Here is a 24002-nt window from a genome sequence, read left to right on the forward strand (position 1 = left end):
AAGGTGAACGACGATGGCGAAAAAAGCACCGGAAATCGGCGAATATAAGTATGGTTTCGTCGATAAGGACGTCTCCGTCTTCCGCGCCCAGCGCGGGCTGACGCGGGAAGTCGTCGAAGAAATTTCGCGCATGAAAAACGAGCCGCAATGGATGCTCGAGTTCCGCTTAAAAGCGCTTGATATTTTCTATAGCAAGCCGATGCCGCAATGGGGCGGCGACTTGTCGAGCTTGGATTTTGATGAAATTACGTACTACGTCAAACCGACCGAGCGATCGGGCCGTTCGTGGGACGAAGTGCCGGAAGAAATTAAAGCGACGTTTGATAAACTCGGCATTCCAGAGGCGGAGCAAAAATATTTAGCCGGCGTTTCGGCGCAATACGAGTCAGAAGTTGTCTACCATAACATGAAAGAAGATTTGGAAAAACTCGGCGTCATCTTTAAAGACACCGATTCAGCGTTGAAAGAAAACGAAGACTTGTTCCGCGAACATTTTGCCAAAGTGGTGCCGCCGACGGACAACAAGTTCGCGGCATTGAACTCGGCCGTCTGGTCGGGCGGTTCGTTCATTTACGTTCCGAAAGGCGTCAAAGTCGAAACGCCGCTGCAGGCGTATTTCCGCATCAACTCGGAAAACATGGGGCAGTTTGAACGGACGCTCATCATCGTCGATGAAGGGGCGCACGTCCATTACGTCGAGGGCTGTACGGCGCCGATTTACACGACGAACTCGCTCCATAGCGCGGTCGTTGAAATCATCGTCAAAAAAGGCGCGTACTGCCGCTACACGACGATTCAAAACTGGGCGAACAACGTCTTCAACTTAGTGACGAAACGCGCCGTTTGCGAAGAAAATGCGACGATGGAATGGATCGACGGCAACATCGGCTCGAAGCTGACGATGAAGTATCCGGCTGTCATCTTAAAAGGTGAAGGCGCGCGCGGCTTGACGCTGTCGATCGCCATCGCCGGCAAAGGCCAGCACCAAGACGCTGGGGCGAAAATGATCCACTTGGCGCCGAACACATCGTCTACGATCGTCTCGAAGTCGATTTCCAAACAAGGCGGGAAAGTGACGTACCGCGGCATCGTTCATTTCGGCCGCAAAGCGTCCGGTTCGCGCTCAAACATCGAATGCGACACGCTCATTCTCGACAACCAATCGACATCGGATACGATTCCGTACAATGAAATTTTAAATGACAACATCTCGCTTGAACACGAAGCGAAAGTGTCGAAAGTGTCGGAAGAGCAGCTGTTCTACTTGATGAGCCGCGGCATTTCCGAACAGGAAGCGACGGAAATGATCGTCATGGGCTTCATCGAGCCGTTCACTCGCGAACTGCCGATGGAATACGCCGTCGAGATGAACCGCTTGATTAAGTTTGAGATGGAAGGAAGCATTGGGTGATCGTCTAGGTCATGGAGAGCAGCGCCGCCGTTGGCGCTGCTCTCGCTTTTCTGCCGCTGCTCCCATCCGGACGGGACAGCGGTCATTTTTATATCCAACCGTTCCACGCTTATGGTATAGTTAAAATAGTCGGAAATTGAACAAACTGGTGATGGCTATGATTTATATCGGACTGACCGGCTGGGGCGACCATGACAGCTTGTATCCGCCGGGCCTCGCCGCGAAAGACAAATTGCCGGAATACGCGGCCCATTTTCCAACGGTCGAGGTCGATTCGTATTTTTACGCCATTCAACCGCGGGCGAACGTGGAAAAATGGATTCGCGAAACGCCGCCGTCGTTTCAGTTTATCGTGAAGGCCTACCAAGGGATGACCGGGCATGAGCGCGGCCCGATTCCATATGAGAACAAGGAAGAGATGTTTGCGGCGTTTTTGGAATCGATTGCGCCGTTTCAAGAGGCAGGCAAGCTGGCGATGGTGCTGTTTCAGTTTCCGCCGTGGTTTGACTGCCGGCGCGAGCATGTCGCCTACTTGCGCTCGGTCAAGGCGCGGATGGGAGCGGTGCCTGTCGCCTTGGAGTTTCGTCATCAGTCGTGGTTTTCGCCCCGGTTTTACGATAAAACGCTCCGTTTTATGGAAGAGGAAGGGTGGATTCACAGCATCTGCGATGAGCCGCAAGCGGGGGAAGGGTCGGTGCCGACCGTTTTGCATCCGACTGATCGGGAAAAGACGCTCATCCGCCTGCACGGGCGCAACGTGCACGGCTGGAACAGGGCGACGGCCGGAGAGAACTGGCGGGCGGTCCGCTATTTGTACCGCTACAATGAGCGCGAGCTAAGCGAATGGGTAAATCATATCAAGGCATTAATGGGAAAGACGGCACATATTTATGTGTTGTTTAACAACAATTCCGGCGGGGATGCCGCCGACAACGCCAAGCAGTTGATCGATTTGCTTGGCATTGAGTACAAAGGGCTTGCGCCGCGCCAGCTCGGTTTGTTTTGAAGAGGGGGAGGCAAGATGGCTTACGCGTTGCTTCTGTTCATCGGGTTTGTCGCCGGAACGGTCGGGAGCTTGGCCGGCCTCGGCGGCGGGGTGATCATCGTGCCGGCGCTGCTGTTTTTCGGCGCCCTTGGCTGGCTCGCGGCGGTGACGCCGCAAGTGGCGGTCGGCACGTCGCTTGTTGTCATTATTTTTAATGGCTTGTCATCGACATTGTCGTATATGAAAGATAAAATGGTTGATTACCGAAGCGGGCTGCTGTTTTGCCTCGGCAGTATTCCCGGGACGGTTCTCGGCGCGTGGGTGAACAATACGCTGAGTGTCGCCCATTTTTCATTGTATTTTGGGCTGTTTTTAATCGCCATGTCGCTCTTTTTGTCGCTGAGCCAAAAGAAAACGAAGCCGCAGGCATCGGAAGAGGGTGCGGCGGCAAAGGAGAACGGGCTGGAGCCGGATGCCTTCGCCCTAGAAAGAAAGGAAACGGCCCATCCGCCGTGGTGGAAGCGAAAAGTAGTGCGCACGTACACCGGACGGAACGGGGAAATGGCCGTGTACGGCTATCATCCGGTTGCGGCGGTCGCCATTGCCTTGGCCGTCGGGTTTTTCGGCGGCTTGTTTGGGATCGGCGGCGGCTCGCTCATGGTGCCGGCGATGATTGTTCTCTTCCGCTTTCCGCCGCATGTGGCGGTCGCGACGTCCATGTTGCTCATTTTCTTGTCATCGCTTGTCGGTTCGACAACCCATATGGCGCTTGGCAATGTGCAGTGGGGGCTCGCTCTTGCCCTGATTCCGGGAGTATGGATCGGCGCGAAGACGGGGGCGTGGATCAATAAGCGGATGCAAAGCCGGACGCTGGTCATGGTGCTCCGCATGGTGCTCGTGTTGCTTGGCCTTCGTCTTGTGATCGAAAGTTTGTCGTAATTGAGGAGGGGCCCGTATTGAAGCAAACCATCTATATTTACCATACGAACGATGTGCATAGCCATTTTGAGCATTGGCCGCAAATCGCCCGCTTTTTGTCTGAGCGGAGGAGGGAGCATCGCGCGCGCAACGAGGCGATGCTTTTATTTGATGTCGGCGATTTTCTTGACCGCGTTCATCCAATCACCGAGGCGACGCGCGGGAAGGCAAACGTCGAGCTGCTCAACGAACTCGGATATGACGCGGTGACGATCGGCAATAATGAAGGGATCACGCTTGATTACCACGAGCTTGATACGCTGTACGAGCGGGCGCAGTTTCCGGTTGTTGTCGCCAATTTGTTTCGCCGCGACGGGTCACGCCCCTCGTGGGCGCTTCCGTATGCAGTCGTGCAGGTGGCGGAAACGTTTCGCGTCGGGCTCGTCGGCGTGACTGCTCCGTTTCGGCATTTTTACGAGTCGCTTGGCTGGACTATTGCTCCGCCGTTTGAGATGCTGCAAACGGCGGTGGCGGAAGTGAAGCAGCAGGCCGACTGCGTTGTCGTCTTATCCCATCTTGGGGTGAATGAGGATGAAAAAATAGCCGCCACGATCCCGGATGTCGATATTATTTTAGGCTCCCACACCCACCATGTGTTTCCGGAAGGGAAGCAAGTCAACGGCGCGCTCCTTTGCGCGGCGGGAAAATACGGACAATACATCGGCGTCGTCAAGCTGGAGGTGGAAGATGGGCGCTTGGCGCGGACGTCGGCGGCGATCGTCGATGTCGCGACGCTGCCGCGCTCGGAAGAGGTCGAGCGTCATCTTCACCGCCTTGAGCAGGAAAGTTTGGCGCGGCTTGAGGCAGAACGAATAGCCGAACTCAAAGACGATTTACCGCTCAACTGGTTCGCCCCGTCGCCGCTCGCGCATGTGCTTGCCTCCGCCTTGCGCGAATGGTGCCAGGCGGATATCGGCATGGTCAACGCCGGCGTGTTGCTTGAGCCGCTTGCGAAAGGAACGGTGACGAAAAAAGATGTGCATCGTATTTGTCCGCACCCGCTCAACCCGTGCAAAGTGAAGCTGCGCGGGGCGGAGCTCAAAGAAATTGTGCTTGAGGCGAATACGGAGCGGATGAAGCATTTGCGGTTTAAAGGGTTCGGTTTCCGCGGCGAAGTGATGGGAGAAATGGTGTACGCCGGCGTGGACATTGAGACCGAGCTTGAAGAAGATGGGGCATGGCATATCCGCCGCATCACGATTAACGGCGAACCGCTCGACCCGGAGCGGCTGTATGAGGTGGCGACGACCGATATGTTTGCCATTGGCCATTTCTACCCGCAAATTCAACGGGCCGCGGAAAAAACGTACTACATGCCGGAGTTTTTGCGCGACGTCCTGGCTTGGAAATTGGCCCAGTAGGCAGGCACTTCTTTTTCCATGCTTCATACATTGGAGTATGGAAAGGAGAGTGACTGCGGCGATGGTGGAAGTGACGCCGATCATCATTGACGGCTATCTGTTTATTGCCGTATCTGTAAAGCTGCCGAAGACGAATTTGCTGGCGGTGGCGAGCGACAAAGGATATATTATGTGCGGGGCGCTCGATGTCGCCTTATTGAACGAAAAGCTGCGCGATCGCGGCATCATCGCCGGCCGGGCGGTCGGGGTGCGCACGATCGAACAGCTTCTTGAAGCACCGCTCGAGTCGGTGACAATCGCCGCCCGAGAGCTTGGCATTGAACCGGGAATGAAAGGGAAAGACGCGCTGTTGAAAATGCGGTGAAAAAATCCCTCCTTGCAAGCATACATATAGCTTGTAAAGGAGGGATTTGTATTTTGGTGCGCCCCCGATTGCTGCGAAGAGGCCCGCTCCCGTTCCGCTACGTGTTTTTATTGACGTTCGTTTTTTTTATGTTTTCAACGGCGGCAAGCCTTTGGATTGTGAATAAAGGCATGAAACCTGTGCTGATGGAAATAGCCGAAACCGAAACGAAGCGGATTGCCAACTTGGTGATCAATAACGCTATTGAACAGCAGTTTCAAAAAGACAATCCAGAATTCCAACAGTTAGTCTCGGTCCGGCAAGACGCCAACGGGAAAATCGTGTCGGTCGATTTTGACACCGCGATTATGAATCGTATTTTATCGGAGACGGACGATCATGTGATGGAAAGCTTAAAGGCGGCGACAGAGGGGCGGATTGAACGCATGGTGCTCCCTGAAGTTGAATCTGGTCAAGGGAACAGCCGCGGCATCATTTACTACATTCCGCTCGGGCAAGTGACGAACAACGCACTGTTAGCCAACCTCGGCCCGCGCATTCCGGTCCAGTTTCAAATCGTCGGCAACGTCGATTCCGAAGTGACGAAACAAATTCATGCTTATGATATTAACAGCTTTTTTATTGAAATTGACATCCATATCGCCGTTGATATTCAAGTGATCATTCCGTTTGCCTCAAAAGTTTCCACCGTAACGACTGATATGCCGATCGTCATGCGCTTCATTCCAGGAGAAGTGCCGCAGTTTTACAACAAAAACGGCGGCCCAATCAGTCCGTCTCTCCAGCTGCCGGCACGTTAGAGCGGGGAATGGTTTTGGTAGAAACATGGAAACATTATACAAAGAAAGCGTTCCCTTTATCAATGGTTATTCGGCTGTTTCGCCAACGTTTGTTCAGAGCGGAACAGCTTTTTCATTTTCAAAAAGAAAACAGCTAGACGAGCAGGCTTAAATTTTGTAATATTATATTAAATTGAAAATAGTTTTATTATTTACGTGATTGCTAGAGGGGATGTGGGAGCAGAGAACAAAGGAATGATCAGAAAGAAGGATCGGTTTCCAATTCGGCCGCTCCTTCACAACCACAAGTGCGCGTGCAGGGCGGATGGCGTTTTGCCGATGCTGTCAGACGGCGCGCTCAGATGACAGAAGATGATGAACAATGGGGGGAAAACGAGTGAAAAAGAAAAAAGCAGCAGGTGTCTTTTTCTCGCTGATGCTGACGGCGGGCCTCATGGCCGGCTGCGGCGGCAACCAACCAAGCGGCGGCTCGGCGGGTGGCAGCGGCGGAGGAGGCGGCGATGTCATTAAAATCGGCGCCAACCTTGAGCTGTCCGGCGGGGTCGCTTCGTACGGACAATCGATCGCCGAAGGGCTGGAACTGGCGTTAGAGGAAATCAACAAAGAAGGAATCGACGGCAAAAAGTTGGAGCTTGTCAAAGTCGACAACAAATCGGAAGCGGCCGAAGCGACGAACGGCGCCATCAAGCTGATCAGCCAAGACAAAGTCGTCGCGATTGTCGGCTCAGCGACGAGCACGAATACGCTCGCCCAAGTGCAAATCGCCAATGACAATAAAGTGCCGCTCATTACGCCAACCGGCACGAACCCGACGATCACCAACAAAGACGGCAAAGTGAATGAATTCGTCTTCCGGACGTGCTTTATCGACCCGTTCCAAGGAACAGTGGCGGCCAAATTTGCGCTAAACGACTTGAAAGTGAAAAATGCCGCTGTGTTGATCGACAGCTCAAGCGATTACTCGAAAGGGCTGGCTGCTTCGTTTAAAGAGGCGTTCACGGGCGGCGGCGGCAAAATTGTTGCCGAAGAAGCGTATGTCGCGAAAGATACCGACTTCCGCGCTACGCTGACGCGCATTAAATCCGCCAATCCGGAATTTTTGTTCTTGCCGGGCTACTACGAAGAAGTCGGTCTCATTGTGAAGCAGGCGCGCGAACTTGGCTTGAACGTGCCGATCATGGGCGGCGACGGCTGGGATTCGCCGAAGCTTGTTGAAATTGCCGGCAAAGACGCATTGAACAATACGTATATTACGAACCACTATTCGTCGGGCGACCCGGATCCGAAAATTCAAGAGTTCGTCAAAGCGTTCCAAGCGAAATACAATAAAGCGCCGGACGCCTTTAACGCGCTTGGCTACGATACGGCATATTTCCTGGCGGATGCCATCAAACGGGCCGGCAGCGCCGATCCGGTGAAAATCAAAGACGCGCTGGTGCAAACGAAAGATTTGCAGCTCGTCTCCGGTACGCTGACGCTCGATGAAAACCATGACCCGGTGAAATCGGCGGCGATTTTAGAATACAAAGACGGGCAGCAACAATTCAAAACGAAAGTGAATCCGTAAGGCAAGGCTGGATGGAGTGCATGGGCGGGGGGAGGGCGTCCCTTCAGGGAACGATCCCCTGTCCGGCATTTCTTTTGACCAGAGAACGAGTTTTCGTTAAGGAGCGTGCAATCATGGAACTCATTCAACAGCTAGTGAACGGCATTTCGTTAGGCAGCATTTATGCGCTGATCGCGCTTGGCTATACGATGGTGTATGGCATCGTCCGGCTCATTAACTTCGCCCATGGCGACGTCTTTATGGTCGGTTCATTCGTCGGTTTTTACGCTGTGACGATGCTCGGTGTCGGTTTTTTTCCAGCGCTGTTGTTGGCGATGGCAGCCTGCGCTGTGCTCGGGATGGTTATTGAACGCATCGCCTACAAGCCGCTGCGGAATGCGACGCGCATTGCCGTGCTTATTACAGCGATCGGCGTATCGCTTTTGATTGAGTACGTGACGATTTATTTGCGCGGGGCGCAGCCGGAAGCGTATCCGAGCACGTTGCTGCCAGAACGGAACTTGGAGCTGTTTGGCGTTGTCATTAGCGGCCAGTCGCTTTTCATCCTCGGCACGTCCCTCGTCTTAATGGTCCTTCTTCAGTTCATCGTTCACCGGACAAAAATCGGGAAAGCGATGCGCGCCGTCTCCCATGATGCGGAAGCGGCCCGGTTGATGGGGATTAACGTCGACAATACGATCTCGGCCACGTTTGCGATCGGCTCGGCATTGGCCGGTGCGGCCGGTGTCATTTTTGGCATTTATTATACGAAAATCGAGCCGTTAATGGGCATTCTTCCGGGGCTGAAGGCGTTTGTCGCCGCCGTGCTGGGCGGGATCGGCATCATTCCGGGCGCGATGGTCGGCGGGCTTTTGCTTGGCGTCATCGAATCGCTCGTCAGCGGGTTAGGCTATTCGCTTTGGCGCGACGGGGTGGCGTTCATCATTTTAATTCTCATCCTCATTTTCCGGCCGGCCGGATTGTTTGGCAAGAACGTACGAGAAAAAGTGTAAAGGATGGTAGGGAACAATGGCAACTTGGAAGCGGACGCGTGGATTTTGGGTTTCCGTCATATTGGCCTTCGCCTTTTTCGCCGTTGTCGAGTGGCTGATTGCAAGCGGAACGTTAAACATCTTTTATGTGAATACCCTCTTTTTCATGGCGATTAACGTCATTTTGGCTGTCAGTCTTCATTTAATTATCGGGATTACCGGACAGTTTTCCATTGGCCATGCCGGTTTTTTCGCCGTTGGCGCCTATGCCTCCGCGATTATGACGATGAAGCTGCAGCTGCCGTTTGCGGTCGGGTTATTGGCGGCCGGGGCGGCGGCGATGCTCGCTGGCCTGATCATCGGCGTGCCGAGCTTGCGGCTGAAAGGAGATTATTTGGCGATCGCGACGCTCGGATTCGGCGAAATTGTCCGCATCGCGTTGTTGAATATCGACTATGTGGGCGGAGCGAGCGGCATGACGGTGGCGCACATGACGACATGGCCGTGGGTGTTCGCTTGTTTGTTGGTCACGATCATTGTCATCGCCAACTTCACGAATTCGACGCACGGGCGGGCGTGCATCTCGATTCGCGAGGATGAAATCGCCGCTGATGCGATGGGGATCAATACGACGTATTACAAAGTCGCTGCGTTTGCGATCGGTTCGTTTTTCGCCGGCATTGCCGGGGCTTTGTACGCCCACCACTTTTACATTATTCAGCCGTCGAACTTCGGCTTTTTAAAATCGTTTGATATTTTGATTTTTGTCGTGTTGGGCGGGCTCGGCAGCCTGTCTGGCGCGGTTGTTGCGGCGATATTGTTGACACTCGTTTCGACGTTCTTGCAAAACTATCCGGAAACGCGGATGATCATCTACAGCCTTGTTTTGATTTTGGTCATGCTGTATCGCCCAACCGGGTTGATGGGGAAGAAAGAATTGACTTCGCTCTTCAAATGGCGGAAGGCAGCGCAAGGGGGAATGAACCATGGCGGCAAGAACACCGTTGCTTAAAGCGGAAGGGGTCGGCATCCAGTTTGGCGGGCTCAAGGCGCTCTCCGGCGTAGATATGGAGCTGCATCGAGGGGAGCTCGTCGGACTCATCGGCCCGAACGGCGCCGGGAAAACGACGCTGTTTAACTTATTGACCGGTGTGTATGTGCCGACGGAAGGACGGATTATGCTGGATGGCGAAATGTTGAACGGCTTGCCGCCGTACAAAATTACGCGCAAAGGGATCAGCCGGACGTTTCAAAACATTCGCCTGTTTGGCGAGCTGTCGGTCCTTGACAACGTCAAAGTCGCTTACCATACGCACGCCCGCCATTCGATCGTGAGCTCCATTCTCCGCCTTCCGTCCCACCTCCGCGGAGAAAGGGAAATGGAAGAAAAGACGATCGAGTTTTTGAACATTTTTAACTTGCACGAGGTGATGCACGAGCAGGCGAAAAACTTGCCATACGGCCAGCAGCGCCGCTTGGAGATCGCCCGGGCGCTCGCGGCGCAGCCGAAGCTCTTGCTGCTTGACGAGCCGGCTGCCGGCATGAACCCGCAGGAAACGAAAGAGCTGATGAATTTGATCGCCTTTATTCGCGAACGGTTTGCGTTGACGATTTTGCTGATTGAGCATGATATGTCGCTTGTGATGGGCATATGCGAGCGCATTTATGTGCTCGACCATGGCCAGTTGATCGCTCACGGCACGCCGGAAGATGTGCGCAACAACCCGAAAGTGATCGAGGCTTACCTTGGCGAGGAGGTGTCGTGATGATGTTGAAAGTCGATCAAATTGACGTGTTTTACGGCAATATTCATGCCTTAAAAGGCGTATCGCTGGAAGTCAACAGCGGCGAAATCGTCACCTTGATTGGCGCAAACGGCGCCGGGAAAACGACGCTCTTAAAAACGATTTCCGGCTTATTGAAGCCGAAAAACGGCGACATCGTCTATGAAGGAGCCTCGATCGCCGGCAAAGCGGCGCAAATGATCGTCAAACAGGGCATTTCGCATGTGCCGGAAGGGCGGCGCGTGTTTGCGAACATGACAGTTGAAGAAAACTTGGAGCTTGGCGCATTTTTGCGCAAAGATAAGGCGGGCATTCAACAGGACTTTGCTAAGGTGTTTGAGCTGTTCCCGCGCCTTGAAGAGCGGCGCAAGCAGCTGGCCGGCACGCTCTCGGGCGGCGAGCAGCAAATGCTGGCGATCGGCCGCGCGCTCATGGCGCGCCCGAAGCTTTTGCTTTTGGACGAGCCGTCGATGGGGCTCGCCCCGCTGCTCGTGAAAACGATTTTCCGCATTATTGAAGAAATTAATGAATCGGGAACGACGATTTTGCTTGTCGAGCAAAACGCCCATATGGCGCTCTCGATTGCGGCTCGCGCCTATGTCATCGAATCGGGGCGCGTCGTCCTATCGGGAACAGCGAGCGAACTGCAGGCGAGCGAACAAGTGAAACAAGCATATTTAGGCGGACATTGATCGCTAATGACGGTCAGACGAGGAGGGTGTCTCTAACGCGACGAGACACCCTTTTCTTCTGCATATACTTTGCCACAATAGAAAGTTGCCTCTCGATTCAGCCCTTTTGGCACGGCGGATGCCGTCAGCGGCGCTTTTGCCGCTGGCGCTCCGCCCGCTCCCACGCTTTTAAATGCGGATACGGATCAAACGACCACTCCGTGTAGCCGTTGTCTTTGTACATGCCATAGTGGAGGTGGGGCGGAAATTTTCCAGCCGTACCCGGCGGGCCGTAGCCGGAGCTGCCGACCGAGCCGATGACGGTTCCCGGCTCCACGATTTGCCCTTCGCGAAGCCCGGGGGCAAAACCGTTTAAATGGGCGAAATAATGGTACGTATTGTTAATGTCGCGGATGCCGACGCGCCAGCCGCCGTATTTGTTCCAGCCTTTCAGCTCCACAATGCCGTAGCATGTCGAACGCACCGGCACGCCGTAGCCGGCGAAAATGTCGGTCCCTTCATGAATGCGCCGCCCGCCCCAGCCGCGCGCGTCGCCCCATGTATCGCGATAGCTGTAATTGGACCGCAGCGGAAGCGGAAAGACGTGCTCGTCCAATTTGAGCGTTTGATACGTTTTGTAAATTTTCGCCTTCCCTAAAATCAAGTCAACGGCTTTCGCACGTTGGTAATAATTCCAAAGCGCCATTTTAATGTGGCGGTGGTCGATGCCGTACGTCTGCAAATAACGGGCTATAGCCATAATAACATCATCGTCGTCGTCCGCCCGCGCCACGCCGTCCCCGTCCCCATCCGTCCCCAACCCGCCGAATTGGGAAATCGTAAACGGGTTTGTGTCGTGCGGATTTTGATTGAGCGGACCGGCCCATTGTTCCGGTTTGATGTAAATGCCGAGAACGCCGGTTGGTTTTGGCAAGTCGCGGCGTACTTGGCGGATGTTCCGTTCATACTGGTCGATGGCCGCAAAGTAATACCACGGAATGAGTGAAACGGCTTCCGCCTTTTTATACAGCTCCATGCGCTGTTCGTATACCGCCTCGTCGTTTTCCGCCGCGGAAGCCGCACCGGCGGCAATGAAGAACATCGTCGCCACCCATATGGCGACAAGCCATCGGTGCACGTGGATCCCCCCTTTTCGCCCGTTTCATATGTTTAGTTTGGAGAGAAAAGGGGAATTCATAAATGTTAAAAAGCGGAAAAGGCAAAGACGACTTATTTTTTGTGTTTTCCCGCCCTTTTCATTATAATGGGAAATGAACAATCATACGTAACTGGAGTGAGAACAATGGCGACGAAGGAAGAACATGTTCGCAAGCCAGATTGGTTAAAAATTAAGCTGAATACGAACGAACATTACACCGGTTTGAAGAAGCTGATGCGGGAAAACCGTTTACATACTGTTTGTGAGGAAGCGAAATGCCCGAACATTCATGAATGCTGGGCGGTGCGGCGGACGGCGACGTTTATGATTTTAGGCAGCGTCTGCACGCGCGCCTGCCGCTTTTGCGCCGTCAAGACGGGGCTGCCGACCGAGCTTGACTGGCAAGAACCGGAACGCGTCGCCGAATCGGTGCGCATCATGAACTTAAAACACGTCGTCGTCACCGCGGTGGCCCGCGATGATTTAAAAGATGGAGGGGCGGCCGTGTTTGCCGAAACGGTGCGCGCCATCCGCCGGAAAAACCCATTTACGACCATTGAGGTGCTGCCGTCTGATATGGGCGGGGTGTACGAAAACTTAAAAACGCTGATGGATGCCCGCCCCGATATTTTAAACCATAACATTGAAACGGTGCGCCGCCTGACGCCGCGGGTGCGCACCCGCGCGACGTACGAACGTTCGCTTGAATTTTTGCGGCGCGCGAAAGAACTGCAGCCGGATATTCCGACGAAATCAAGCATCATGGTCGGTCTTGGAGAAACGAAAGAGGAAATTATCGAGGCGATGGACGATTTGCGTGCCAACCACGTTGATATTTTGACGATCGGCCAATATTTGCAGCCGACGAAAAAACATTTGAAAGTCGTGAAATATTACCATCCGAACGAATTTCAAGAGCTGAAAGAGATCGCGCTGAGCAAAGGATTCAGCCATTGCGAGGCAGGTCCGCTCGTCCGTTCGTCGTATCATGCCGATGAGCAAGTGAGCGAGGCGGCGAAAGCGCGGCAGTTGAAAGCATAACATCGACCAAGCAAACAGAAAAACGGTCGTGCCTCTTCATTAAGAAGGCAGACCGTTTTCTTTGCCCTAGCGCCCCTCCGGTGTCGGCCGCGGTGTGCCGTCGCGGAAGTCGCGGTCGAGCTCATCGTTCGTTTCATTGATCATTTCGCCGTTTTCATTTTCCCCGCCGCTGAGCTTTTTCCCTTGCGGATATTTCAGCATTTGCTGGATGGTCGCATCCATGATTCGATCGATGCCGCGGCTGTTTGAGTCGAGTCGGCCGAAGCGCTCAATATCTCTCATCAGCTGTGGGTTGTCGGCGACATACACATGGTAGTAACGAGGAACGACCGAAAGCGCCGTCTTTTTCACTTGATCGGCTGTTTGCTCCCGGTTGTTTGTGTCGGCATCATAGACGACAAGCACTTCCTCGTCTGTGACCAGCGTAGCGACGTCATTGACGTTCGGCAGCTGGGTGCACAACTTGCTGATTAAATCGGCCGCCTGCTCGCGGTTGAATGACGGCATGTCATTATAACCGTTCGCATCGCCGAGGGTTGGGCTCTTTTGGTGACGGACGTAGCCAAAGTTGTTTAGCGGTGTGTCATCGCCGTTTGGCACCCCGTTTTCGTTATATAGCTCATTGCGGTCGGTGACATTGATCGTATTGCCGCTCCGCTTGTAGACGTCGGTGTTTTCGTCCTGGGCCGTCTGCGCGCAGCCGGCTAGGGCGACGGCCGTTCCGAACATAACGGCCAACCATGGTCGTCTCATCGTCAGCACCCCCTTCACTTTTAGGGTGGCACACGCTCTTCCGTTTGATAACAGTAATTGATTGGGTGTGATACATCGTTTATGATGAAAGTGGAAAGGCGAGGTGAGAGCGGTGATCTGCATCAACAACCATTGTTACGAACTGGTCGAAAACGTCAAAAACGCCTTTAACGAGGAAGCGTTTCGCGCCCGCTATGCGGATATTTTAGGGAAGTATGACTACATTGTCGGCGACTGGGGATACAATCAGCTTCGCCTGCGCGGCTTTTTCGATGACCATAACCAAAAGGCGACATACGATACGAAAATTAGCACGCTGTCGGAGTATTTGTATGAATATTGCAACTTTGGGTGCGCCTATTTTGTGTTGCGCAAAGTGAAGCGGTAACGGTGCGGTCGGATGGCGGCGCGGTGACGCCGCGCTGAAGGCCGCTTCGAACCGGCTGCGAACCTAGAGCTGCAACATCACCGGATTGCGGCGTCGCGTGTAGGGAGGCGAACAAGGCAGCCGCCCGTGTACGGCGGGCGGCTGCTTCGTCATTCGACTTCATTGTACGGAAACTGTTCGCTTTTGCGCGGATCATCATGCGGCGGGTGGGACGCCGGGTCGCGCCTTGGAATGTTTTGGTGGAACGACTTAAACTCATAGTTAAAGGCGCTGTAAGGGCGCTGTCCTTCTTTCCAAGGCGTGCTTTTATTTTCGACCGGGGCGTCGTCGCGGCGCGGCGATCCGTACGGCCCTTCCGGAAATTCTTCGGCTGTTAAAAAATTGCGCTGTTTCTCGACGACGGAAAAGTCGGCATACGTTTCCCGTTCCGCCATTCGTCTCACCTTCCTTGATGCCGGGGTGTTTCATAAGATGCCCAAAATGAAGGAAGGTTATGAAAGACATTCGTCCAAAAAGGCGCGCAAATCGTCGGCGTCTTGTTCATCAAGCTGGTAGGCGCGCTCTAAATAGCCGGGCTCCTCTAAATCGTCGCGGCCGAGAATGGCAAAGCGGTTGCTTTGCAAGTCAAGCACGATGGATTTGCCGTAAAAACGATCCGTTTCGATGAGCGCCAAATCGAACCGCTGCCGTTCGCCGACAAAGCTGACGAAGCGAACCGCCGCTTGGATGGTGTCATCGTACAAATAAAACCGTTCGCCCATATTGAGCCCTCCTATGTTTTCGTCTCTATCCATCATAGCAGACAGACGGCGAAAAGGGGAGGGGATGGACGCAAGAAAGAAGGAGGGATGAGCCATGTATTTTGTTGACCGAAAAAAAATGGAAGAACGACTTCGCTGCATGGAACAAATGTTGGCTTATTACAAAAGCAAGGACAACTGGGATGAGCCGCTTCAACGGTTGGCGCTTGAACGGATCGCCCATGTCGTCATCGAAGCGGTTTTGGACGTCGGCAACGCGATGATCGACGGCTTCATTATGCGTGACCCGGGCAGCTATGACGATATTATTGACATTTTAGCCGATGAGCAAGTCATTACGCCGGCGGACGCCGAACAGCTGAAAGCGTTCATCGCCCACCGGAAAATGCTCGTTCATGAGTATACAAGCGTCGACCATGCGAAACTGCGCGCCAGCCTGAACGCACATTTGCCGGCGCTGGACACGTATCCGAAGGCGGTGCGCGATTATCTTGAAAATGAACTCGGTCCGGTGTCGGCGTTTCGCAGTTGACGGGTGGCGGCCTCAGCGCCCCCTCTCATTGACGATGGGGGCGCATCCCAGCGCCGGATGCGCCTTTGGCCAACACGAGGCAATGAAGCGGCTTCCATGATGGTCGAACATGCGCCTTTCAGCCGTTGACGCTCATGGAAAAGATTCATGGACAACGTGTTGCCCTCCACCCGGGCATGAAAATTATCGCTTGCCGGCGCGGCATTTTCACGGAAAAGCGGGAGAACGAACGACTGACATACGGAAAAAGAAAGGGAGCGAATGCATTGAAACGATATAGCGGCTATTTGATCGATTTAGACGGGACGATGTACCGCGGTACGGAGTGCATCGCCGAAGCGCGCGAATTTGTCAATGAACTGCACCGCCGCGGGATTCCGTATTTGTTTGTCACCAACAACTCGTCGCGCACGCCGGCGCAAGTGGCGGAAAAATTGCGGTCATTTGGCGTGCCGGCGGAAGCGAAGCACGTCTTTACGACAAGCCAGGCGACGGCGAACTACATTTTTGAACAAAAGCCGGACGCGTCCGTTTATGTCATCGGTGAAGAAGGGATCCGCACGGCTTTGGCGGACAAAGGATTTCGTTTTGCCGGCGAGGACGCGGACGTCGTCGTCATCGGCATCGACCGGCAAATTACATACGAGAAGCTCGCTGTCGCTTGCCTTGCTGTCCGCAATGGCGCGACGTTCATTTCAACAAACGGGGACATCGCTTTGCCGACGGAGCGCGGGCTATTGCCAGGCAACGGGGCCATTACGTCGGTCGTCGCCGTTTCTACGCAAGTGAAGCCGACGTTTATCGGCAAGCCGGAAAAAATCATTATGGAGCAGGCGCTCAAAGTGCTCGGCGTTCCGAAAGCGGACGTGCTCATGATCGGCGACTATTACGAAACCGACATTTTAGCGGGCATAAACGCCGGCATCGATACGCTTTTAGTCCATACAGGCGTCACGACGAAAGAGATGCTCGCCCGCTACGAGCGGCAGCCGACGTATACGGCCGACTCGCTGTTAGAATGGATGGAGCGCCTGTAAACAACGCCGCTTTGCCAAAAAAGGCAAGGCGGCGTTTGATTGTAGACATGCCGCCGGTTGCGTCGAAAAAGCCGGCAATCGGCTATCGGCCCAGCGCGCCGGGGCATGGCGATCGTTATTCCGCGTTGGCGGCCCGGTGCGCCAAGCGGCTTGACGCCGCCGCGGCAATGGCGCCGACGATATCGTCCAAAAACGTGTTGCATTTGCCGGTTGATTTGTCGTTTAAGTATTGCAGGATGCCCGGCTTTTGTTTGTCGATGTATCCGTAGTTCGTAAACCCGATCGACCCGTAGACGTTGACGATCGAAAGGGCTAAAATTTCATCGACGCCATACAGCCCTTCATCGCGGCGGATGACCGATTGCAGCGGCTCATCGAGCTGGCCGGCCTCGGCGAGTTTATCGAGCTGAATGCCGGTTAAAATCGCGTTTTGCACTTCGCGTTTCGAAATGACGCGGTTGACGTTTTCCGTGCATTCGTCCATCGTTAAATCCGGATGGTATTTCGATTGTAAGTAATAGACGAGTTCAGCGATTTTCTCCACTGTCACTCCCCGCTCCTCGAGCCAACGCCGGGCGGTTTGTTCCAAATTGTTCATAATGAATTCGCTCATAAAATGTCACCTATTTCTTTTGAAAAGTCGTTTTTTATATATATGTATCATGTCATAAAACAGTCCGTCATATAAAGAAAAATGCTCATCGAGCTGCATATATAAACAATAGCCCCTTTCGCCAAAAAGGAAGGGGGCTGGCGGTTTGCTGTGCAGCCAACGGGTGGCTTCGGCCGGCGTGTGGCCGAAAGGTGAACAGCGGCGATGGCGGGCACGGGGGCGGACATGGCGTTTCAGCCCGAGGCCATCATGGACGTCGGAATTTTTCAGGCGCAAGGTGAACGGGAGGTCAAGGTTCGTCCCGAGATGATCATGGACACGGGCCTGGAGGTGCGGAGATGGAAACATGGGTGCATGAACAGTACGGGGTGCGCGCCGAACGGTTGGAGCGAAGAGGGAGGCACACAGTGGTTTGGCGGCAGCAGGAGCGTTTTCTCCTCGTTGCGGCCGACGGACGGAGCGAAGCGGAGATGGAAGAGCGCCAGCAAATGAGCCGCTATTTGCGGGCAAAAGGGGTGACCGGCGTCGGGGAGCTGGTGAAAACAAAGGCTGGAACGTATCTCGCCGTCTATGAGGGACAGCCGATGGTGCTTGTTCGCGCGCCGCTTCCGGCAGTCCGCTTTCGTTCGCTCGGCCGCGAGCTGGCGGTGATGCATGAATATGGGCGCTCTTGTCCGCTGCCGATTGTCGCTTGCCGGCGCATCGGCCAATGGCGGGAACTATGGGCGAAGCGGATCGACCAAATGGAGGCGTTTTGGACGAACATGGTGGCAAACGGTCCGGCGTCGCCGTTTGACCGGCTGTTGATCGAGTCGTTCCCGTATTATTTAGGTTTGGCGGAAAACGCGGTGCAATATGTGGCCGATACGGAGCTCGATGAGGAACCGCTCCGCGTTGATTATGCAGCGTTTTGCCACGAGCGGCTGCCGCAAGCCGGCTGGATCGAGGGGGCGGAGGCGAAGCTGCCGATCGATTGGGTGTACGACCATTGCGCCCGCGATTTGGCGGAATGGGTGCGCCATCTGTACCGGCAGCGCGGGTTAGGATGCCAGCGGGCGGTGCGCCAGTTTTTCCAAGACTACGGGCACGTATCGCCGCTGTCGCCGTTTGCCTGGCGGCTCATTTACGCCCGGTTGTTGTTTCCGCTTTCGTATTTTGAGTGCGTCGAGGCGTATTATACCGCCGCCGACGGGAATGAGCGGGCGCGGCGGGAGAAGGAATTGCGGCATTTGCTTGATGGGTCGCACGAGCATGAACGGTTTTTGGCTTCGTTCGCCGAAATTGCCGGCATCGCGGAACGCGTGCGACTGCCGGCGGTGGAGTGGCTGCCGTCCGTGTGAAACAAAACGGGCAGGCAGTCGCGGTTTCGGCGCCGACGACCGCTTGTTGTGGTGTGCCAGCGATCAGCGGCTTTTCGGTGGGCGGCGTCCGACGCCGTTTCTTTTTTGCGGCGGGCGATGACTTCTTGCCTGTCGATGCGTCGGAATCCGTTTTTTCTTTTTGCATGCAAGCGGCCGGCTGTTTTTTCTGATGGCGGCCGAAATCGCTCTTTTTTCGTTGAAGGGAAACAAGGCATCCTTTTTTGGTGGGTGGCATCGGGGACAACTCCCCGTTTTTTTTTAGCCGGAGTTGTGATAAGATTTAGAAAAAATCGGATAGGAGGGTGTATGATGACCAAACCGTACGTCTTTATTACGCGAAAACTGCCAGAGGACGTCGTTGCGCCGCTTTCGGCCATCGCTGAAGTCGAGATGTGGCCGCATGAGGACGTGGCCGTGCCGCGCGATGTGCTCGCAGAAAAAGCGAGACGGGCGGCCGCCATTTTGCCGATGGTATCCGACCCAATCGATGAAGATGTGTTGTCCGCTTCTCTGGCGCTCAAAGTCGTCGCCAATATGGGGGTTGGCTATGACAATATTGACGTGCCGGCGGCCGCTCGGCGCGGCATTGTCGTTTGCAATACGCCCGATGTGTTGACCGATACGACGGCCGATTTGACGTTTGCGCTGCTATTGGCCGCCGCCCGGCGGTTGGTGGAAGCGGCCGAGTTTTTGAAAGAAGGAAAATGGAAAAGCTGGAGTCCGTTTTTGCTTGCTGGCGCCGATGTCCACCATAAAACGATTGGCATCGTCGGCATGGGAAACATCGGCCAAGCGGTGGCCAAGCGGGCGAAAGGGTTTGACATGAACGTGCTGTATTACAACCGCTCCCGCCGCCCGGAGGCGGAAGAGCGGCTTGGCGCCATCTACCGTCCATTTTTCGATTTGTTGGCGGAAAGCGATTTTGTCGTCTGCTTGACGCCGCTCACCTCGGAGACGCGCCATTTGTTTAACCGCGAGGCGTTTCGGCACATGAAGCCGTCCGCTATATTCATCAACGCGGCGCGCGGTGCGGTCGTCGATGAACAGGCGCTGTATGAGGCGCTCGTTCATGGGGAGATCGCGGCAGCCGGGCTCGATGTATTTGAAAAAGAACCGGTTGATCCCGCTCATCCACTCGTTTCGCTTCCGAACGTCGTCGCCTTGCCCCATATTGGCAGCGCGACACACGAAACGCGCCGTGCCATGATGACGCTCGCGCGCGACAACATCATCGCCGTGCTCGAAGGGCGGCCGCCATTGACGCCGGTGAATCGGCCGTCATAACTTTTCCGCGATGGGAGGCAGTTGACGCCGGTGAATCGGTCGTCGCAAAAATTTTCATTGCCAAACGGCGGATCGTCTTTTATAATGTCTACTATAAAAATACAAATGTCTACTGTACGTAAACAGAAGGGGCGGGAAGGATGGAAAAGCCAATTTTTGTTGGATTGTTAGGATTAGGAACGGTCGGGAGCGGTGTGGTCAAAATTATTGAAAACCACCAAGAAAAATTGATGCACCAAGTCGGTTGTCCAGTGAAGGTGAAAAAAATCCTCGTCCGCGATGTGCATAAACCCCGTGATGTCGCCGTCGATCCGGCGCTGCTGACGACAAGCGCCGCCGATGTGATCGACGATCCGGACGTTGACGTCATTATTGAAGTGATGGGCGGCATCGAGGAGACGAAAGAATTGTTGCTGCGGGCGCTGCGCCAAGGAAAACATGTGGTGACAGCGAACAAAGATTTAATGGCGGTGTACGGTTCTGAATTGCTCCGGGTGGCGGCCGAACACCATTGCGATTTGTTTTACGAAGCGAGCGTCGCCGGCGGCATTCCGATTTTGCGCAGCTTAGTGGACGGGCTGGCGTCGGATCGGATCACCAAGCTGATGGGGATTGTCAACGGAACGACCAACTACATCTTAACGAAAATGTCGCAAAACGGTGCTTCGTACGAAGCGGTTCTCGCTGAAGCGCAAGCGCTCGGGTTCGCCGAAGCTGATCCGACGTCGGACGTTGAAGGGCTTGATGCGGCGCGGAAAATGGCGATTTTGGCCCGCTTAGGCTTTTCGATGGACATCGACTTGGACGATGTGCAAGTCAAAGGCATTACGCATGTGACGGAAGAAGATTTAACGTACGGGAAGCGGCTCGGTTATACGATGAAGCTCATCGGCATCGCCCAGCGCGATGGCAACAAGGTGGAAGTGAGCGTCCAGCCGACGTTCCTTCCGGATTCGCATCCACTCGCGTCCGTTCATAACGAATACAACGCTGTCTATGTGTACGGCGAGGCGGTCGGGGAAACGATGTTTTACGGACCGGGGGCCGGCAGTTTGCCGACGGCGACGGCGGTCGTCTCCGACTTGGTCGCGGTGATGAAAAATATGCGCCTTGGCGTCAACGGCCACTACGCCGTCGCGCCGCAATATGAAAAACAATTGAAGGCGCCGGCGGAAATTTTCTCGAAATACTTTTTGCGCATTCATGTGAAAGACCAAGTGGGGGCGTTTGCCAAAATTACGACGCTGTTTTCCAAGCGCGGGGTGAGTTTCGAGAAGATTTTACAGCTGCCGTTAAAAGAAGACGGCTTGGCGGAAATCGTCATCGTGACGCACAACGCGTCGCAGCAAGACTATGAAGAGATTTTGCAGCAGCTTGGCGATTTGGAAATCGTCGAGCGGGTGCAAAGCTCGTATCGGGTGGAAGGAGAGAAACGGTGATGGCATGGAAAGGGCTGCTTGACGCTTACGGTGACTTTTTGCCGCTGACAGAAGCAACGCCAAGACTATCGCTTTGCGAAGGGAATACGCCGCTTATCCCGCTGCCGCGCCTGTCGGAAGAGCTCGGCATTACGCTGTACGTCAAGGTGGAAGGAGCGAACCCGACGGGGTCGTTTAAAGACCGCGGCATGGTGATGGCGGTGGCGAAGGCGAAAGAGGAAGGAAGCCATACGATCATTTGCGCGTCGACCGGCAATACGTCTGCTTCGGCGGCCGCGTATGCGGCGCGCGCCGGGTTGCGCTGCCTTGTCGTCATCCCGAACGGAAAAATCGCTCTTGGCAAATTGGCGCAAGCCGCCATGTACGGGGCGGACATTTTTGCGATTGACGGCAACTTTGACGAAGCGCTCAGCATGGTGCGCCGGCTGAGCGAAACGGCGCCGATTACGCTTGTAAACTCGGTCAACCCGTACCGGATCGAAGGGCAAAAAACGGCGGCGTTTGAAGTGTGCGACCAGCTTGGGCGCGCGCCGGACGTGCTTGCCATTCCGGTCGGCAACGCAGGCAACATTACCGCTTATTGGAAAGGGTTTAAGGAGTATCACGAAGCAAAAGGAACGGGGCTGCCGCAAATGCGCGGCTTTGAAGCGGAAGGGGCGGCGGCGATCGTCCGCAATCAAGTGATTGAGCAGCCGGAAACGATTGCGACAGCGATCCGCATCGGCAACCCGGCCAGCTGGAAAAAAGCGGTCGAGGCGGCGAACGAATCGCGCGGGAAAATCGATGAAGTGAGCGATGCGGAAATTTTAGCGGCTTACCAACGGCTCGCCCGGACGGAAGGCGTTTTTGCCGAGCCGGCGTCATGCGCCGCCATTGCCGGAGTGATCAAACAGCGCGAACGGAATGAAATCGAGCGAGGCAGCCTCGTTGTCGCCGTTCTCACCGGCAACGGCTTGAAAGATCCGGCCATTGCCTTGGAGACCGCCGCGATGGAACCGGTCGTTTTGCCGAACGATGAACAAGTGGTGCTTGAGCATTTGCAAGGGGTTGTCCGTACATGAAAGAAGACGAGATGTTGAAGATTGTCGTTCCGGGAAGTACGGCGAACTTAGGGCCCGGCTTCGACTCGGTGGGGCTCGCCGTCTCCCGCTACTTAACGCTTGACGTCCGCCTGGCGGAGGCATGGTCGTTTACGCCAAAGACGGCGGAGGTGAGCGGCATTCCGCGCGGAACGGACAATTTAGTATACGAGGTAGCCAGCAAGACGGCGAACGTGCACGGCCGCCGGCTGCCGAGCTGCGCGGTGGAGGTGTACAGCGATATTCCGTTTACGCGGGGGCTCGGGAGCAGCGCGGCGGCGGTCGTCGCCGGCATCGAGCTTGCCGATGCGCTGCTTGAATTAGGATTGTCGCGCGAACAAAAGATGGAACTGGCCACCCGCTATGAAGGCCATCCGGACAATGTCGGCGCCTCGCTTTACGGCGGGCTGGTCATCGGCTGCTACCGCGAAGAGGGCGTGGATGTCGTCCATCTTCCGGAGTTGGACGTGGAGCTTGTCGCCATTATCCCCGAGTATGAATTGGAAACGAAAAAAGCGCGCGGGCACCTGCCTGAACAATGGACGAGGCAGCAGGCCGTCGAGGCGAGCGCCATCAGCAACGTCCTTGTCGCGGCGCTGCTGACGAAAAATTGGAAGCTCGCCGGGCGCATGATGGCGGCCGATTTGTTTCATCAGCCGCACCGGAAACCGCTCGTTCCGGAATTGGGGCGGGCGGAGGCGCTCGCTCTTGAATACGGGGCGGTCGGCGCGGCGTTAAGCGGGGCGGGGCCGACGGTGCTCGTGTTTGCTGAGCCGGGGAAAGGCGAACGGCTCAAACGGCAGCTGCGCCCGCACTTCCCGGCTTGCGAAGTCACAACGCTCGCTGTCGAGCCGCACGGCAGCCGCGTTTACAAGCTGGCGCTGGAGGCATAAAAAAATCCGAACAGCCCTCTGCTGTTCGGATTTTTTAAGTTAAAACACTTGCTCGACTTCGACGACGCCCGGCACTTCCTCAAACAAGGCGCGTTCGATCCCGGCTTTTAACGTGATCGTCGAGCTCGGGCAGCTGCCGCATGCGCCAAGAAGGCGGAGTTTCACGACGCCGTCTTCCACATCGACAAGTTCGCAGTCGCCGCCGTCGCGAAGCAGGAACGGGCGGAGTTTATCTAAAACTTCTTGCACTTGTTCTTTAATTTCTTGATCCGTCATTTCCATCGACTCCTTTCCTTACTTTTTATTATAATCATGGTAGCGGAAAAAATCTAATGATAAATTTTGCTTTCGTAAAGGGTGACTATGATGGCGTTCAAACCGGTTGAAATTTGTGTGTATGGAGCGGAGATCGTTTGCCCGTCGTGCGTGCAGCTGCCGTCGTCAAAAGAGACGTACGAATGGCTCGAGGCTGCGCTGCGCCGCAAATATCCAGATCAGCCGTTCCGCATGGCGTACGTCGATATTTTCCATCCGCCGGCGGATGACGAAGCAAAACGGTCGCTGGCGAAAACGATCGTCGAGGAGGACTGGGTGTACCCGGTCGTCGTTGTGGAAGGAACAGTTGTCGCGGAAGGGAATCCGCGGCTGAAAGCCATTTATGCCGAAATGGAGAAATACGGCTACCGTTCGTCATAGCAGCGGCGCCGCACGGCGGGGAAAGCGAACGGGCGGCGGGGGATTCCCCGCCGCCTTCGCGATGGGTCGACCGT

General features: G+C 55.0%; 27 protein-coding genes. 21 read left to right on the plus strand and 6 right to left on the minus strand.

What is annotated here, in order from left to right:
• Positions 1-13: 13 nt before the first annotated feature.
• The 11 genes from sufB (at position 14) to IC803_RS02020 (ending at position 10913) form a co-directional block, all read left to right on the plus strand.
• Positions 14-1411: a Fe-S cluster assembly protein SufB gene (sufB, locus tag IC803_RS01970; RefSeq protein ID WP_081207106.1), complete on the plus strand. Its 1398-nt coding sequence runs from the start codon at positions 14-16 to the stop codon at positions 1409-1411.
• Between the two features lie 157 nt (positions 1412-1568).
• Positions 1569-2417, plus strand: coding sequence for a DUF72 domain-containing protein (locus tag IC803_RS01975; protein WP_081207105.1), 849 nt, complete (start codon positions 1569-1571; stop codon positions 2415-2417).
• 15 nt (positions 2418-2432) lie between these two features.
• On the plus strand, positions 2433-3335 hold the full coding sequence (locus tag IC803_RS01980; RefSeq protein ID WP_081207104.1) for a sulfite exporter TauE/SafE family protein: 903 nt from the start codon (positions 2433-2435) through the stop codon (positions 3333-3335).
• A 17-nt stretch (positions 3336-3352) separates the two neighbouring features.
• A complete protein-coding gene (locus IC803_RS01985) occupies positions 3353-4735 on the plus strand; it encodes a bifunctional metallophosphatase/5'-nucleotidase (protein WP_081207103.1) in 1383 nt (460 codons plus the stop codon).
• Positions 4736-4796: 61 nt separating this feature from the next.
• Entirely contained in the window at positions 4797-5099 is a 303-nt protein-coding gene (locus IC803_RS01990) for a YunC family protein (RefSeq protein ID WP_081207102.1), read from the plus strand.
• 53 nt (positions 5100-5152) lie between these two features.
• Positions 5153-5899, plus strand: coding sequence for a sporulation protein YunB (yunB, locus tag IC803_RS01995; RefSeq protein WP_081207101.1), 747 nt, complete (start codon positions 5153-5155; stop codon positions 5897-5899).
• Positions 5900-6275: 376 nt separating this feature from the next.
• Complete coding sequence (locus IC803_RS02000) at positions 6276-7466, plus strand: ABC transporter substrate-binding protein (protein ID WP_081207100.1); 1191 nt, start codon at positions 6276-6278, stop codon at positions 7464-7466.
• Positions 7467-7579: 113 nt separating this feature from the next.
• Entirely contained in the window at positions 7580-8458 is an 879-nt protein-coding gene (locus tag IC803_RS02005) for a branched-chain amino acid ABC transporter permease (RefSeq protein ID WP_081207099.1), read from the plus strand.
• Between the two features lie 16 nt (positions 8459-8474).
• Positions 8475-9449: a branched-chain amino acid ABC transporter permease gene (locus tag IC803_RS02010; protein ID WP_081207098.1), complete on the plus strand. Its 975-nt coding sequence runs from the start codon at positions 8475-8477 to the stop codon at positions 9447-9449.
• Positions 9424-10203, plus strand: a complete 780-nt coding sequence (locus tag IC803_RS02015) for an ABC transporter ATP-binding protein (RefSeq protein WP_081207097.1) — start codon at positions 9424-9426, stop codon at positions 10201-10203. Before IC803_RS02010 ends, IC803_RS02015 begins: the two co-directional genes overlap by 26 nt.
• 2 nt (positions 10204-10205) lie before the next feature.
• Positions 10206-10913: an ABC transporter ATP-binding protein gene (locus IC803_RS02020; protein ID WP_081207286.1), complete on the plus strand. Its 708-nt coding sequence runs from the start codon at positions 10206-10208 to the stop codon at positions 10911-10913.
• A 124-nt stretch (positions 10914-11037) separates the two neighbouring features.
• Here the strand turns inward: IC803_RS02020 and IC803_RS02025 are convergent, their stop codons facing one another.
• On the minus strand, positions 11038-12030 hold the full coding sequence (locus tag IC803_RS02025) for a M23 family metallopeptidase (RefSeq protein ID WP_081207096.1): 993 nt from the start codon (positions 12028-12030) through the stop codon (positions 11038-11040).
• A 165-nt stretch (positions 12031-12195) separates the two neighbouring features.
• On the opposite strand from IC803_RS02025, the gene lipA reads away from it, so the two are divergent.
• Positions 12196-13092, plus strand: a complete 897-nt coding sequence (lipA, locus tag IC803_RS02030) for a lipoyl synthase (protein WP_081207095.1) — start codon at positions 12196-12198, stop codon at positions 13090-13092.
• 66 nt (positions 13093-13158) lie between these two features.
• On the opposite strand, the gene IC803_RS02035 is transcribed toward lipA, so the two are convergent.
• A complete protein-coding gene (locus IC803_RS02035) occupies positions 13159-13845 on the minus strand; it encodes a YhcN/YlaJ family sporulation lipoprotein (RefSeq protein ID WP_081207094.1) in 687 nt (228 codons plus the stop codon).
• Between the two features lie 112 nt (positions 13846-13957).
• Here IC803_RS02035 and IC803_RS02040 point away from each other — a divergent pair, with 112 nt between their 5' ends.
• Positions 13958-14233, plus strand: a complete 276-nt coding sequence (locus IC803_RS02040) for a YutD family protein (protein ID WP_033010389.1) — start codon at positions 13958-13960, stop codon at positions 14231-14233.
• Between the two features lie 149 nt (positions 14234-14382).
• On the opposite strand, the gene IC803_RS02045 is transcribed toward IC803_RS02040, so the two are convergent.
• Together IC803_RS02045 and IC803_RS02050 are read right to left on the minus strand one after the other, a co-directional pair.
• Positions 14383-14667, minus strand: coding sequence for a cytosolic protein (locus tag IC803_RS02045; RefSeq protein WP_081207093.1), 285 nt, complete (start codon positions 14665-14667; stop codon positions 14383-14385).
• Positions 14668-14724: 57 nt separating this feature from the next.
• Entirely contained in the window at positions 14725-14994 is a 270-nt protein-coding gene (locus IC803_RS02050; RefSeq protein ID WP_081207092.1) for a DUF3055 domain-containing protein, read from the minus strand.
• Positions 14995-15088: 94 nt separating this feature from the next.
• On the opposite strand from IC803_RS02050, the gene IC803_RS02055 reads away from it, so the two are divergent.
• A complete protein-coding gene (locus IC803_RS02055) occupies positions 15089-15526 on the plus strand; it encodes a type VII toxin-antitoxin system HepT family RNase toxin (protein ID WP_081207091.1) in 438 nt (145 codons plus the stop codon).
• A 266-nt stretch (positions 15527-15792) separates the two neighbouring features.
• Entirely contained in the window at positions 15793-16563 is a 771-nt protein-coding gene (locus tag IC803_RS02060; protein ID WP_081207285.1) for a TIGR01457 family HAD-type hydrolase, read from the plus strand.
• A 115-nt stretch (positions 16564-16678) separates the two neighbouring features.
• Here IC803_RS02060 and IC803_RS02065 read toward each other — a convergent pair whose 3' ends face one another.
• Entirely contained in the window at positions 16679-17176 is a 498-nt protein-coding gene (locus tag IC803_RS02065; RefSeq protein WP_081207090.1) for a phosphatidylglycerophosphatase A family protein, read from the minus strand.
• Positions 17177-17514: 338 nt separating this feature from the next.
• Here IC803_RS02065 and yutH point away from each other — a divergent pair, with 338 nt between their 5' ends.
• The 5 genes from yutH to thrB all read left to right on the plus strand — a co-directional run bounded on the left by yutH (position 17515) and on the right by thrB (position 23232).
• A complete protein-coding gene (gene yutH, locus IC803_RS02070) occupies positions 17515-18516 on the plus strand; it encodes a spore coat putative kinase YutH (protein ID WP_081207089.1) in 1002 nt (333 codons plus the stop codon).
• 330 nt (positions 18517-18846) lie between these two features.
• Positions 18847-19821 (plus strand): 2-hydroxyacid dehydrogenase, encoded by a 975-nt coding sequence (locus IC803_RS02075; RefSeq protein ID WP_081207087.1) that lies wholly within the window; start codon positions 18847-18849, stop codon positions 19819-19821.
• A 140-nt stretch (positions 19822-19961) separates the two neighbouring features.
• Positions 19962-21260 (plus strand): homoserine dehydrogenase, encoded by a 1299-nt coding sequence (locus IC803_RS02080; protein WP_081207086.1) that lies wholly within the window; start codon positions 19962-19964, stop codon positions 21258-21260.
• Entirely contained in the window at positions 21260-22321 is a 1062-nt protein-coding gene (gene thrC / locus IC803_RS02085; protein WP_081207085.1) for a threonine synthase, read from the plus strand. The genes IC803_RS02080 and thrC overlap by 1 nt, the downstream gene beginning before the upstream one ends.
• The gene (gene thrB / locus IC803_RS02090; RefSeq protein WP_081207084.1) at positions 22318-23232 is read left to right on the plus strand and encodes a homoserine kinase; all 915 of its coding nucleotides are present in this window, start codon (positions 22318-22320) and stop codon (positions 23230-23232) included. Before thrC ends, thrB begins: the two co-directional genes overlap by 4 nt.
• A 39-nt stretch (positions 23233-23271) precedes the next feature.
• On the opposite strand, the gene IC803_RS02095 is transcribed toward thrB, so the two are convergent.
• Positions 23272-23514, minus strand: a complete 243-nt coding sequence (locus tag IC803_RS02095) for a NifU family protein (protein ID WP_011232431.1) — start codon at positions 23512-23514, stop codon at positions 23272-23274.
• An 84-nt stretch (positions 23515-23598) separates the two neighbouring features.
• Here IC803_RS02095 and IC803_RS02100 point away from each other — a divergent pair, with 84 nt between their 5' ends.
• Positions 23599-23928 carry a YuzD family protein gene (locus IC803_RS02100; protein WP_081207083.1) on the plus strand — a complete coding sequence of 110 codons (330 nt, stop codon included), beginning with the start codon at positions 23599-23601 and terminating at the stop codon, positions 23926-23928.
• The last annotated feature ends 74 nt before the right edge of the window (positions 23929-24002 follow it).

It is taken from the genome of Geobacillus sp. 46C-IIa (assembly GCF_014679505.1).
Classification (GTDB): domain Bacteria; phylum Bacillota; class Bacilli; order Bacillales; family Anoxybacillaceae; genus Geobacillus.